Origin of the sequence: Shewanella amazonensis SB2B (assembly GCF_000015245.1) — a bacterium.
Classification (GTDB): Bacteria; Pseudomonadota; Gammaproteobacteria; order Enterobacterales; family Shewanellaceae; genus Shewanella; species Shewanella amazonensis.
The window spans coordinates 139,830-152,618 of sequence record NC_008700.1; the positions used below are offsets into that span (position 1 = coordinate 139,830).

Consider the following 12,789-nt stretch of genomic DNA (forward strand, 5'->3'; position numbering starts at 1 on the left):
CCATGTCCTTCTTCACCCAATTGTTTGGTGTTAACTGGCGCCAGATGCAGGCCAAGGTGCGCTACCGCATTCTTATTCTTACCTTGCTGCCAATTTTACTGACCCTGGTGAGCCTGGTATTTATCACCATCTACTGGAATATCAGCTACACCGGCCAGCAGTTGTTTATGAAGGTAAAAGCCGACCTCACTGTGGCCAACAACACCCTCGAACAGGTGCAGCGGCGGCAGGAAAAGGAGCTGGAGAACCTGCTCCGGTCGTGGGAGTTTCAAAACTTTTTCCGCGCTAACCACGGCGACAAACAGCAGCAGGCGGACGACTTCAACGCGTTTCTGGCCGAGCGCCGTATTGCCATGGATTTGGACTTTTTACGGCTGATTAATGTTGAGCGTGCCGCGGCCGATCCTGACTTGCGTCATCTGCTGACCAAAGTAAAGGGTGGAGAGCCATTTACCGGCCTGATGGTGCTCTCATCAAAACGCCTTGCCCGTCTGGATCCGGTATTGGCCGAGCGTGCCCGGTTGACACTCTTGCCCACTCCCCGCGCCGATGTGCCGGACAGGGACGCTGAAGACAGGGGCATGCTGAGCCGAAGTCTGATGCCGATAGTGGATAGCGAGGGCGAGGTAGCCTGGTATCTGGATGGCGGCACCCTGCTGAATCGGGATACCCGTATTGTCGATCACATCCGTGACCTGGTGTACGACAAGGGTACACTGCCTGAGCGCTCCATCGGCACTGTCACCATCTTTTTGGACAATGTGCGTATCAGCACCAACGTGCCGCTGCACTTCTTCCCCCGGGATGGCGAAGACAAGGGGCGGGCGCTGGGCAGCCTGGTATCTGAAGAGGTTAAACACAAGGTGCTGACACAGGGCCAGACCTGGGTCGACAGAGCGTTTGTGTACAACGACTGGTTTATCTCTGCCTACGCGCCTCTAACCGACGTGCGTGGTGAGCGTATCGGCATGATATACACAGGCTTTTCTGAAGCGCCCTTTATCCATAACTATCTGCTTAACATCATAGAGCTGGGCACCATACTCATGCTGGTGCTGCTGGTGTCCGGCATGCTGGTGTATCGGGGCGCTTACAGCCTGCTGCAGCCAATTGAACGGATCCATCATGTGGTAAAGGCGGTGCAGTCGGGCCGTAACGTACGCATCGGTGAATTGGGACTGGAGAAAGACAACGAGCTTGCCAATCTGGCTGAGCAGTTTGACCGCATGCTCGACCTGCTGCAAAGGCGCAATGCCCAGATCCAGTCCGCCGCCGAGCAGCTGGAATTAAAAGTGGAAGAGCGAACCCGCAGTCTGCAGGAAAAAACGGAAGAGCTGCAGCGTAACGTGTCGTTGCTGAACGAGACCCGAGCTCAGCTGGTGACCAATGAAAAGCTCACAGCATTGGGTGAGCTTACAGCGGGTATTGCCCACGAAATTAATAATCCTACGGCGGTGATCCTCGGCAATATGGAGCTGCTGCGCTCTGAGCTTGGTGATAAGGCAGGACAGGTGGAGGAGGAAATCGACCTGGTTATCCAACAAGTCGGCCGCATAAGCACCATTATTCGCAGCCTGCTGCAGTACAGCCGCCCCGGCGAATTTAACGCACCGCTTGAGATGCACCAGATAACCCCCATCATCGAAGAAATGCTGGTATTGGTGCGCCACTCCATCAAGAAGCAGGAAGTGGTTCTTCATCAGGAGCTTAATGCCAGTTGTCCGGTACAAATCAACCGACCGCAATTATTGCAGGTCTTGATTAACCTGGTGGTTAACGCGGCCCATGCAATGGATGGGAAGGGGCGGATTTGGATCCGTACCTACGACTGGGTGGTGCAGGATGAGCCGGTTGGGGTCAAGATTGAAATCGAAGACGAGGGTTGTGGTATCGCTCCCGAGCAGCTTGGCCGTATCTTTGACCCTTTTTACACCACGCGTCCGGATGGCACGGGTTTGGGATTGTCTTTGAGCTACGGCATCATCAAACGGATTGGCGGCACCATAGAAGTCACTTCCACCCTGGGCAAAGGCACCCTGTTTACCATTGGTCTGTACCATGAAGCACGGGAAGAGAGTGGCTTGAATCCCTACGAAGGTTTGATGCTGGGCGCCGGAGGTTTGGCTTAAAAACAATAGGGCAAAAAAAAGCCGGACGTTGGGTCCGGCCACAAAAGTGTGTGAGCAATGTCGTGCATGTTAACTCGGAGGCACCGACCCACTTGCAGAGCGGTGATGAGTTTGGAACGCATTTAAATAATAATCATTCTCATTTTTAATGCAAGCATTTTTGTGACTTTTTATCTGCGTTGCCTTGTGTGCGGCTTTTCTGTGTGTTCACACTCGTTTGCCATACTGTCAGCTTCACCAGCCACAGTTTGGATTCTTCAGTGCAGATGTGGGTACTTTTATCGACTCAACATGTATCACTCATTCCGCCTGTCTTGGGTTTTTTCCTTGGTGCCCGATTCTGCGCCAGCCGACTCATTCTCGCTCTAACCCAGTGTGAATTTTCCCGTAATATCAATCGGCATAGCGCTATTGCTGGTTCTCCCTGCCGCACCCATTTTCAGTTTTATCCGTCCGAGAGGCGTACACCCTTTGCCGGCAAGAGAGCATCGTGACCGCGTCCCGAACCCTCCAGGTTTCTTCTGCTGGTGAAACAGACTCCGGTAGCTGCAACTAAGAGGGGGCGTCAGCAATGTAAGGGGCAAGGAGGGGCGCATACTCATGTGGCTGGTATTGCCAAGGCGCAGGGCGATGTTGTTACAAATAACTGAAAAAATTGCCAAAATGGCAGATAAAAAAGAGCCGGGTCAAGGACCCGGCCACTAAATGAGTGTGTGAGCAATGTCGTGCTTTGCAAACTCAGGAACACCATAACCCGAAGAATTCGCTTCAGTTAAGGATGAGTTTTGGAACGCAAGTTAACGATAATCATTATCAATTGTGTTTGCAAGCTCTTTTTTCAGTCTTTACTCACACCAGCGATTTTTGCAGGCTGATCTTGCGCTCAGTCAGTGGTAATCCCGCACCATTGAGCTCTGTGATCTGATAGCGGTTTTGTACCAACATCGCCAGCATGGCACCAAAGCGGTTGAGGGTTTTTACGCTCAGCTCATTGTATCCCTGTTCGGTGGCCCAACGTTCCTGCACATCCAGCATTTGCTGTGCCAGTCCCAGTTTGCGATAGTCAGGCAAGACGCCGCCAAGCCAGCTGTAGAAGGCACCCGGTGCCTTTTGATAACCCAGTTTGAAACCCGCCAGCTCATCTTCAACATAGCAAAGCAGCAACAGGGCAGGTGCATCGCCAAGGCGTTCCAATAGGGCTTGTGCGCTGACTGGGGCATCAAATTCAGGGATCTGTTGCATCAGAGCGGCAGTGGTTTGGGCATCCGCCAGCGTCAGTTCGGTAACGGCCTGTATCTTAATGGAGTACATCTTTTTCTCCCGGGAAGATGCCGTCGCCCGGCGACGGCTGAACAAAAAAACGTCGCATTATAACAGGTCTGGCCAGTTGGGTCAGCAGGTTTGCTGCCCGGGTTCTGTTACCAGGATCCTGTCCTGCAGAACGCGCAGCAATACACCATAGGCGGGTAAGAAAAGTGCCAGGCTTACCAGCAACTTAAAGCCGTAATCGACCATGGCAATCTCAACCCAGTGTTCGGCCATAAAGGCATCGGTGGAGGCATAGAAGGCGACGCTGAAGAACACCAGGGTGTCCAGCAAGTTGCCTATCAGGGTGGATGCGGCTGGGGCCACCCACCAGCGGCGACTTTGGCGCAGGCGGTCAAATACCTTGATATCCATCAGTTGCCCTACGAAATAGGCCGCAAAGGAAGCAAAGGCAATACGGAAGACAAAGCTGTTGAATTCCAGTGCGGCCGCGCTGCCCTGCCACTGACCCTGATGGAAGAGTACGCCCATAAAATAGGAGATGAGCAGGGCCGGGATCATGGCGCGAAAAATAATGCCACGGGCGGCTTGCTGGCCAAAAATCCGGACCGTCAGATCGGTTGCAAGATACACAAAGGGAAAACTGAAGGCGCCCCAGGTAGTGTGAAAGCCAAACAGCTGAAAAGGAAGTTGAACCAGATAGTTACTGGCGCTGATAACCAGAATGTGGAATCCAGCCAACAGCAAGAGGGCGCGCCGGTACTGCGCGTGAGATAACTGCAACATATTGTGGCCTTTTTATTGGGTTAGGCGGGGTGAGGGAACCCGCAGTGGTAAAGGGTGACACCACGCTTTGACATGGTGCCTGTATAAGGTGCCTGCTGGTGGCCGAGTCTTTACTCAGTCGCCTGCCGGGCTGCGCATTATAAGAATGGTAGCCCGGAACGCAAGGAAAAAGCGCAGAAAATCGCCGCCTGGTCCTGCTTCCACTACACTTAATGCTCTGAGAACACCATTGGCGACGCCCGTATGCGGCGCGCTGTGGGCGTGGAGACTGGGGCATGGGGCTGAAATCTGTCTTGCTGGGGTGTGTGCTGTGGGTACTTGGTTTTACTGTGGCCGCGTCACCCGTTGAAATCCGAGTCGTCACGGCGGCCTGGATGGGTTATGCCAATGCCCAGGGAGAAGGATACTACTTTGAAATTCTGCGCCAGGCATTTCCCTCCCCTGAGTGGCAACTCAAGGTCACTGTCGTGCCGTTCGCCCGCAGTATTCAACTGCTGCAGCACGACAAGGCCGATATAGTGCTCGGTGTTTATCAGGGCGATTTACGCAAGGGACTTTACAGCGCGGCTGCCGTTGAAATGGATACCGTGGATGTGGCGCTGACGCCCGCTATGGCCCGTGATTGGCAAGGGCTGGAGAGTTTACATCTGCGCAAGGTACAGGCCTACATAGCCTATGGTTTCGACCGTCTCATTCCTTATCCCATGTACTATGAAGAAAGCAGCAGCCTGAGGGATATGTTGCAGCGGCTCAACGACGGGCGTATCGATGCGGTGCTCGATTACAGGCCGGGTATGGAAAATGCCGCCAGGTTATTGGAAAGCGAGCCCAATTTTGTGATTGTGGATGATGTCGTCAGTGCAGCGGTGTATTTCGGTTTTGTCGGTACCCGCTTTGGAGAGTCACTCAAACTCAGATTCGATGAGGCCCATAAGGAGGTGTTAGCCTCGGGGTTGCAGCAGCGTCTCTTTGAGGCTACCCAGCGCAAACTCGGCCTTATCCCATAGCGGGTCAGGCTTCAAGGCACGCAATCACAGCATGCAAACCTCTAGGTGATTTGTTAAGACGTCAGAGCTCCACCAGAATCGATAAGATGGTGGCGAGCTTATTGTCCAGCTCCTGCCATTCTGCTTCGGGGTCTGAACCTGCCACTATGCCGGCACCGGCAAACAGGTTAATTCGTCCCGGCTCAATCAGCGCACTGCGAATGGCCACGGAGAACTCACTCTCATGGCGATTCAGGTAACCGCATGCACCTGCGTACCACCCCCGGTTATATCCTTCCTGTTGGCGAATGAAGCTCAAGGCGCTGGGCCTTGGCAGACCGCCAACGGCTGGAGTGGGATGCAAAGCCAGCAATAGCTGAAAATCATTGATGCCGGGCTTCAGCTCGGCACGAATGGCACGGTGCAAATGCTGGATATGGGGCAGCTTAAAGATCCGTGGCGACTCTTCGGCACCCACATAGTGGCTCAGAGGGGACAGGTGCTCGACTATGTGCTGGCGAACCAGCTGATTCTCGTGACTGTTTTTACTGTCTTCCTGTAATTGTTTTGCAAGCAGAGCATCTTCTTCCTCGGTATGGCCGCGCAGCGTGGTGCCCGCCAGCGCCTCGGTGAAGAGCTCTTGTCCCCGCCTTAGATACAACCGCTCGGGCGAGCAGGAAATAAAGGTTCTGTCTTTGGAAAACTGAAATCCAAACTGGAAGCTGCTTGGACAGCGGCCCTGCCAGCAGGCCAGTACCATCCAGGGATCGACCGGGTCATTGATTTCCAGTTGTGACAACCGGGAGAGCACCACCTTGGGAGTGTGCCGGTTAAATTTATCCGCCGTCACCTGCTCCACCAACTGTTGCCAGCGGGGATATTCGGGATATTCACTGCGCCCCAGTAGATTTACCTTACCGGGTGGTGTCAGGGGCTTGGGACGCTTTAGCGAACTCAGCGCCTGCAGTGCGGCCTGACACTCTGCATGCCTGTCGTTGCCATCAAAATTCAGGTTAAGCAGCAGTTTGAATTCCTTGCCGCTGCGGCGCAGCTCAATACGGGGCAGTACAAAACGGGCACGGCCAAACTCCGGCCAGCCTTCTACCTCACGGTCAAAGGCTACACCACCGTAATAACGGAAATTTTGGTTATAGCTCAAAGCGCGCTGACGTTGATAAACCTCCGCCAACTGCTGATCAGCCACTTGGTCATCGAAGAAAAAATCACAGGTGCAGCCGATGGCAGCCACCTCTTCTTCTTTATCACGGCCATGCCAATAGATCCTGGGATACAGCTCCTGAGAAGCCAGCCAGGATATCAAGGGCAAGGCAGGGACTGCCTCTGTCAGCTGCACCAAGGGCTCACTGCCCTGGGTTGTACTGAGATGTTGAATCTTTGCCTCGAGTGACAGCAAGGCATCGGGCAGGGACATGACTGACAAAAAAGGGTCTCCGGTCGTAATACAACACACTGCTTTTATTGTTGTTACCCAACGTTAAATAGCATGAGTGCCGGTGTCAATCGTCCAGAACCCAAGCTGTGAATGACGCCAAAAAGCTATATGAGTCTTTACTGATTTTGTGCGGCACATTGCAAATTTACCGCGCTTTGTGATCTGCTTCCTTTTGACCCAGATTGTGAAAAACACTCAGACAAAATGTCCAATTGACCCAAGACGTCTTCGGAAATATTGCCAATAGGTCGATCGGGGGCAGATTTTGTCATTCTTTTGCTTGAGCCTGATTCGGCAGCTCTTTGAAATGACGCTATTCCTACGCCAAACGAAGAATCAGAATGACACTCAAACCACCCGCTTTCGCACTATCGCTCTTGTCTCTTTCCCTGCTTCCCTTGCTGGGGCATGCCAGCGAGACCCGTGATCCTCTGCTCAATATTGCCGATGTGATTGTGGTCCGCGGTGAAAAGCCCACCGCCGAAGCGCTGGCAACCACCCATTGGCGTATTGATGCCGAGGATATTCGCAACAGCGGTGCCCAAACGCTGGATCAGGTGCTGGCTACGGTGCCCGGCATCCATGTGCGTACCGGTGGGGAGGGTACGCCCCGAATTGATATCCGTGGTCTTAAAACCCGTCACGTTACCCTGCTGATTAACGGGGTGCCGGCCGCCAGTGCCGCAGATGGCCAGTTCGATCCCAGTGTGATCCCAACCAGCCAGATTGCCGCTGTCGATATCGCCGTGGGTCCTGCGTCCGTGCTCTATGGCCCGGGTGGTGCAGGTGGCGTAATCAACGTGATTACCCGCAGTGGTGACGAGGCTTCGGTATCCGGGAAGCTTGAGTTTGCCGGTTCGGATACCCTCAACGCTGACGTGGCATTGGGTGGCGGTGGCGACAACTGGCAGGGCTTTGTCAGCGCGGGTAAGCAAAAGCGCGAAAGCTGGCCGTTGTCGGATGATTACCAGGAAGCGCCCAATCAACCCGCAGGTGATCGCCTCAACGCCGACAGGGAAGTAGACAATTTTTATGGCCAGGGCAGCTACTGGCTGTCAGATGCCACTCAACTGACTGCCAACATTAATTTGCGCGAGGGCGACTGGGGTAAGCCGGGCCGTGACGGCAGCGGCTCAGGACGTGCCAAGTTTGAACGTGTGGATGACTACCGGAATATCAGCAGTCAATTGGGCCTGGCCCATCGCTTTGGCAACGGCATGACGCTCAGGGGCTATGGCTACTACAACCGTACCGAAACCCTGGAGTCTGCCTACACCGACATCAGTTTCAGTGACCTCGACAGCCAGCAGCGCGGCGAGTCCACGGTGCAGGGGCTGAATCTACAACTTGTCACAGAGCTTGGCCGTCACAGTCTCCTTACTCTGGGTGCTGGTGCCGAAGAACAGCGCTGGGATGAGCTGGCGACTCAATATTCGACCTCTGACTCAGGCTCGGGCAGTGGTTCAGGCGGTGGTTCAGGCGGTGGCTCTGGCAGTGGTACAGGCGGTGGTTCAGGCGGTGGCTCGGGCGGTGGTTCGGGCAGTGGCTCGGGCGGAGGTTCAGGCAGTGGCTCCGGCGGCGGCTCCAGCAGCGGTGTACCCACAGAGACAGGCTTTGACGACAGTGCCTGGGTGTACAGTCTTGCGGCCGAGTATCAATATCAACGGGATAACTGGGGTGCAACCCTTGGCGGTGCCTGGTATCAGCGTGATGGCGATACCTCGGTGGATGAGCCTTCGGCCATGGCCGCACTGTACTGGCAGGCGCTGTCTCAGACACGTCTGAGCGCTTCGGCGGCCCGCAAGGTGCGCTTCCCCTCCATGGAAAACCTGTATTCACTTTCTGCAGGCAATGGCGAACTGACCGCTGAGACTTCAGAGCATTGGGAGTTAGGTCTGGAGCAGGGCTTCGCCCTCGGCAGTTTCGAGGTTTATGGTTACGAGACCGGCGCCGATGATTACATCGCCAAGGGCACAGATGGTATCTACGCCAATCTGGGTGACTATCGATTCCGCGGTGTGGATGCGCGGCTGTTGATATCACCTTTGCAAGCGCTGGATGTCTCTCTGAGCTACAGCTTCCTCGACAGTGAAGATAAAACACCGGACAGCACCGAAGCGCTGCAATATCGCCCGCGCCATCAGTACGGCCTGACCCTGGATTATCGCTTCGACACCGATACCCGGGTGCACCTGTCCTGGCAGAAGGTGATGGATCAGATTTACTTTGAGCGCAGCGGCAAAACCATGGTCGAGCGTAACCTGCCGGACTACGACCTGCTTGACCTCAAGCTGTCGCAGTCGTTTTACGATGACAAGCTGGCGCTCTACATCAGGGCCACTAACCTGCTGGACGAAAACTACGCCGAGAGCGAGTCTCTGCCCCAGGCGGGTCGCCAGTGGTTTATCGGTATGGATTGGCGCTTGTGACACAGCCGCCGCTCGTCAGCCTCGAGGACCTCGGCTACGGCCATGGTCCCGGGCAACGGCTGTTTGATGGCCTGTCGCTGCATATTCATTCGGGCGAGTGCCATTGCATCTGTGGGCCCACGGGCAGCGGTAAATCAAGCCTTTTGGCACTGATTGCGGGTTTGAATGAACGCCCTTTCGCGGGTGTTCTGGAGTGCCAGTCAGGCGTGCAGGTGGCGCTGGTGATGCAAGACCCTCAGGTGCAGTTACTGCGTCGAACCCTGGGCGCCGAAGTGGCCTTTGGGCTGGAAAACCAAGGTGTTGCTGCAGACGATATGCCTGCGGCCGTGAAATCCGCCCTCATCAGAGTGGGGTTGGAGCTGCCGCTGGATACCTGCATAGATACGCTGTCGCTGGGGCAGAAATACCGGGTCATGTTGGCCTCGCAATTGGTGTTGAACCCGAGAGTCCTGTTGCTGGATGAACCCTGGGCCCAACTGGATGACGAGGGTGTCGGCCAATTGATGGTGACTTTGGCCCGCCTCAAAGCCGACGGCATGGCTCTGATTATTGCAGAGCATCATCCGGCTGCCTTTGCCGGATTGCTGGATTTTCATTGGTTGCTGGACCAAGGCCGTCTGCAACCGGCAGCGGCTGGCAAGGCGTCAGGAGCTCTGCGGGCAGACATCTTGTGCCGCTGGAATCCGAATGGCCTTGGGGGGCGAAAGTGCCTGACTCTGGCACCCTGTGACTTGGTACTCCCTACTCTGGCACAGGGCGGTAGAGGCCGTTCCGGCAGTAAAGGTTTTCTGTCTGCCAGGTTTGCGTCCGCGGCGCCCGAGGGGCGCTCTTTATTCAGGCTGGACACACCTCTGGTTCTCAGAACCGGTGACATCAGGTTGCTGCTCGGCGACAACGGCAGCGGCAAGAGCACGCTGCTCAAGGCCCTTGCCGGCCTGCAGGATGGGGTGAAATTACCGGTCAAACTCGATGGCCGTATTCCCAATACGGCTGCGGGAGAGGTGGCGCTGATGCTGCAGCGCCCCAGCCGGCAACTGTTTGAACTGACTGTAGTGGAAGAGCTGAGTTTCAGTATCAGGCGTCGTGGGCTGGATGAAGCTCAGGTCGCCTGGGTGCAGGCGTTTCTCGCCATTGAACATCTGGCGGCGGTGTCACCCCACAAGCTTTCCTGGGGGCAACAGCATCTGGTGTTGCTGGCGGCACTGGTGATTACCGAGCCCAGGTTGTTGCTGCTGGACGACCCCTTTGCCGGATTGGATGAACAGAGTCTGATGGCCTGCATCAAGCTGCTTAACTGGTACCTGTCACGGGGCGGTTGCTGTGTGCTGGCGTGCCACAGAGATGTGACCGGGTTTGAACAGGTGGCGCGCTGGCAGCTTAAGGATGGCCTTTTAACAGAAGTTGAAGCCAGTGGACAGGCGCTTGCAGCAAGGGATGGTGCCCAAACTAAGCCGTGGGAGCTGGCTGCCGGGGGAATGGGCCGGTGAGGCTACTATCTCCAACAAGCCGAAGAGCACGCAAGCCGTTGGTGGTAGATGGCCGATGTGGACTGGCCATCCTGGGTACCCTCGGCATGTCGATGCTGGCCCTGATGTCGCCTCCGGTTTGGCTGTGGTTACCCGGGCTTGCCGGGCTTGCCATGGCCATCGATGGCAGCCGCTTTGCCAGCCCCAGGCCCCTGGTACTGCTGTTTGTCTGGCAATGGCTGCTTACCAGTGCCCTTTATGGTCTGTTTTGGGGTAGCGAGCGTTTGGGTGAGGCGGCATGGGTGGCCCTGAGGCTGCTGCTGGCTTTTTTACCCCCCTGGTACCTGGCTATACGCTTTGCGCCTGAGCGTCTTGGCGCCTTCTTTGCGAACTGGCTTTCACCGCGCTGGGCCTTTGTGCTGTCGGCGTCGCTCAATGCCTTGCCGTTTGTGTTAACAGAAGCGCGGGAGATCTACCGGCTGCAGCGGCTCAGAGGCGCGCGAATTGGGGCGAAAGACCTGATTAATCCGCTGAATTGGCGAGAGCTGGTTCATACGGTGATAAGCCCCCTGCTGATTGAATTGTTGAAATTATCCCGGCGTCAGGCACTGGCTGCGAAGAGTCGCGGTTTTGGTCAGAGTGCCAATCCCAGTCACTGGCCCCATAGAGGAAAGCAATATGAAGACTGAATTGGGTTTACAACAGGCGCTGTTTATCGGCTTCTGTGCTGCCCTGATGATTGCCCTCAAGAGCATGTTGAGGCTCAAACTGGGGTTATCCGGTCACTCCATGCTGCTGATGAGCTTTTTCTACCTGCTTTGTCACCTGGTGGTGGCGCGTCCCGGCGCCATGCTGGCCTGCGGCATGCTGTCTGGGCTGCTCGCGATGATGCTGGGTGTGGGTAAATCGGGTGTGTTGCTGCTGGTGAAATTTGGCGCGCCTGCGGCGGCCATGGAGCTGATGGCGTTGATGTTGCCTGCCATCAAGCCCGGCAATCGCATGGCCGGGCTTTACCTGCGCCTTGGCCTGCTGGCGTTTGCCGGTGCGCTGGCCTGGGGCCTCAGGGATGTGGCGGGTACCTTGCTCGCGGGTATGGCGCTGCCTGCCGCCTTACTGGCCGGTGCCATGGAGTTTGCCGGTGGATTTGTGTTTGCCCTGCTGGGCGCAGCCCTTATTCCGCCGGTTATCCGGCGCCTCAAGGCCCATGATCTTATTGCTTCGTCGGAGGAACCCTGATGTCGACTTTGCCCCAATACCTCATTGCCATTGATGACACAGACGATATCGGCACCCGTGGCACGGGGGACATAGCCCAGCAGCTTGGAGAGATACTGGCGGCCGATTGCGGCGGTGTGGCTTCCCCGGTGACGCGTCACCAATTGCTGGTACACCCGGACATTCCCTACACCTCCCACAACAGCGCCATGTGTTTTGCGTTAAAAGGTGAAATATCGCCTCAGCGGCTAAAGCAGCTCGCGAGTGAGTTGCTTGAAACCGAGTCGGCCGCGGCGGCCGATCCCGGGCTGGCATTTTTATGTCTGTCTTCCTTTGCTTCACACGCAGCCTTGGTGGAATTTGGCGTCGCCGCCAAACGCCGGGTGCTGACCAAGGATGACGCCTACCAGCTGGCCGATACGCTTGGCGTCCACCTCAGTGAACACGGTGGCACCGGTCAGGGTGTGATAGGCGCGCTGGCCGGGCTGGGCCTGCGGCTCGAGGGTAATGATGGTCGTCTCAAGGGCCATTATGATGTGGGGCAGGGGGAGAATGAGCTCAGTCTGCCAGTTTCGGCCTTGCTGGCAAAAACCGGGGTGGCTGCAGTGATTGCCCTGGATGACACCGAGCTTGCCGCCGAGGTGCCGGTGCTGATCCGGGGTAAGCTTAAGGCGGTGTGGCGTCAGGGGCGCAGTGCCATTCTGGTCAGTTTCCGTGATGGTGCCTGGCGCAACGCCGGGAAACAGGATCTCAAGGAATATTGATGACCGACTTTTTTGAACGCCGGGGGGGCTACTGGTGGTATCGCCACGGCATGTCGCTGACCGAGGCACGCCTTGCGGCGGCTGCTTGTCCGGGATTTGTGCCGGATGATGAGGATGAGCAAGTCGACGATGAACCCTTATCTTGTGTGAACTGTGCCTGGCGGCGTTGGGAGCAGGGCAGTTTTCAGTGTCTGTATCTCAAACGCATTGATACCGGCAACTCAGTTTAATATTTGGACACAGCAGCCGGTGTCATTTTGCATAGAAATGCTACAAAAAGGATTCACCTAAATGC

General features: G+C 56.0%; 11 protein-coding genes. 8 read left to right on the forward strand and 3 right to left on the reverse strand.

Translation table 11 applies throughout. The features are described 5' to 3' along the window. The first annotated feature begins 2 nt into the window (after window positions 1–2). On the forward strand, window positions 3–2,129 hold the full coding sequence (locus SAMA_RS00635) for a sensor histidine kinase (RefSeq protein WP_011758249.1): 2,127 nt from the start codon (window positions 3–5) through the stop codon (window positions 2,127–2,129). An 849-nt stretch (window positions 2,130–2,978) separates the two neighbouring features. On the opposite strand, the gene SAMA_RS00640 is transcribed toward SAMA_RS00635, so the two are convergent. Further along, window positions 2,979–3,440: a GNAT family N-acetyltransferase gene (locus SAMA_RS00640; RefSeq protein ID WP_011758250.1), complete on the reverse strand. Its 462-nt coding sequence runs from the start codon at window positions 3,438–3,440 to the stop codon at window positions 2,979–2,981. A gap of 81 nt (window positions 3,441–3,521) precedes the next feature. Then, the gene (locus tag SAMA_RS00645) at window positions 3,522–4,181 is read right to left on the reverse strand and encodes a 7-cyano-7-deazaguanine/7-aminomethyl-7-deazaguanine transporter (RefSeq protein ID WP_011758251.1); all 660 of its coding nucleotides are present in this window, start codon (window positions 4,179–4,181) and stop codon (window positions 3,522–3,524) included. A gap of 275 nt (window positions 4,182–4,456) precedes the next feature. Here SAMA_RS00645 and SAMA_RS00650 point away from each other — a divergent pair, with 275 nt between their 5' ends. Then, a complete protein-coding gene (locus tag SAMA_RS00650) occupies window positions 4,457–5,188 on the forward strand; it encodes a substrate-binding periplasmic protein (RefSeq protein WP_011758252.1) in 732 nt (243 codons plus the stop codon). A 61-nt stretch (window positions 5,189–5,249) separates the two neighbouring features. On the opposite strand, the gene SAMA_RS00655 is transcribed toward SAMA_RS00650, so the two are convergent. Beyond that, complete coding sequence (locus SAMA_RS00655; protein WP_011758253.1) at window positions 5,250–6,608, reverse strand: isochorismate synthase; 1,359 nt, start codon at window positions 6,606–6,608, stop codon at window positions 5,250–5,252. A gap of 353 nt (window positions 6,609–6,961) precedes the next feature. On the opposite strand from SAMA_RS00655, the gene SAMA_RS00660 reads away from it, so the two are divergent. Genes SAMA_RS00660 through SAMA_RS00685 form a run of 6 tightly spaced genes read left to right on the forward strand, consistent with a single transcriptional unit; the run spans window position 6,962 to window position 12,724 of the window. After that, a complete protein-coding gene (locus SAMA_RS00660; protein ID WP_011758254.1) occupies window positions 6,962–9,049 on the forward strand; it encodes a TonB-dependent receptor plug domain-containing protein in 2,088 nt (695 codons plus the stop codon). Next, the gene (locus tag SAMA_RS00665; RefSeq protein ID WP_011758255.1) at window positions 9,046–10,536 is read left to right on the forward strand and encodes an ATP-binding cassette domain-containing protein; all 1,491 of its coding nucleotides are present in this window, start codon (window positions 9,046–9,048) and stop codon (window positions 10,534–10,536) included. Before SAMA_RS00660 ends, SAMA_RS00665 begins: the two co-directional genes overlap by 4 nt. Further along, window positions 10,533–11,204, forward strand: a complete 672-nt coding sequence (locus SAMA_RS00670; RefSeq protein ID WP_011758256.1) for an energy-coupling factor transporter transmembrane component T — start codon at window positions 10,533–10,535, stop codon at window positions 11,202–11,204. The genes SAMA_RS00665 and SAMA_RS00670 overlap by 4 nt, the downstream gene beginning before the upstream one ends. Further along, the gene (locus SAMA_RS00675) at window positions 11,194–11,751 is read left to right on the forward strand and encodes a hypothetical protein (RefSeq protein WP_011758257.1); all 558 of its coding nucleotides are present in this window, start codon (window positions 11,194–11,196) and stop codon (window positions 11,749–11,751) included. Before SAMA_RS00670 ends, SAMA_RS00675 begins: the two co-directional genes overlap by 11 nt. An 8-nt stretch (window positions 11,752–11,759) precedes the next feature. Then, a complete protein-coding gene (locus SAMA_RS00680; RefSeq protein ID WP_157608370.1) occupies window positions 11,760–12,494 on the forward strand; it encodes a DNA-binding protein in 735 nt (244 codons plus the stop codon). Further along, on the forward strand, window positions 12,494–12,724 hold the full coding sequence (locus tag SAMA_RS00685; protein WP_041409583.1) for a hypothetical protein: 231 nt from the start codon (window positions 12,494–12,496) through the stop codon (window positions 12,722–12,724). The genes SAMA_RS00680 and SAMA_RS00685 overlap by 1 nt, the downstream gene beginning before the upstream one ends. Window positions 12,725–12,789: the final 65 nt, after the last annotated feature.

What these genes read in the sequence shown, in the direction of transcription:
- SAMA_RS00675 (WP_011758257.1), top strand. Translation starts at nt 11,194, where the DNA reads ATGAAGACTGAATTGGGTTTACAACAGGCGCTGTTTATCGGCTTCTGT.
- SAMA_RS00650 (WP_011758252.1), top strand. Translation starts at nt 4,457, where the DNA reads ATGGGGCTGAAATCTGTCTTGCTGGGGTGTGTGCTGTGGGTACTTGGT.
- SAMA_RS00635 (WP_011758249.1), top strand. Translation starts at nt 3, where the DNA reads ATGTCCTTCTTCACCCAATTGTTTGGTGTTAACTGGCGCCAGATGCAG.
- SAMA_RS00660 (WP_011758254.1), top strand. Translation starts at nt 6,962, where the DNA reads ATGACACTCAAACCACCCGCTTTCGCACTATCGCTCTTGTCTCTTTCC.
- SAMA_RS00645 (WP_011758251.1), bottom strand. Translation starts at nt 4,181, where the DNA reads ATGTTGCAGTTATCTCACGCGCAGTACCGGCGCGCCCTCTTGCTGTTG.
- SAMA_RS00685 (WP_041409583.1), top strand. Translation starts at nt 12,494, where the DNA reads ATGACCGACTTTTTTGAACGCCGGGGGGGCTACTGGTGGTATCGCCAC.
- SAMA_RS00640 (WP_011758250.1), bottom strand. Translation starts at nt 3,440, where the DNA reads ATGTACTCCATTAAGATACAGGCCGTTACCGAACTGACGCTGGCGGAT.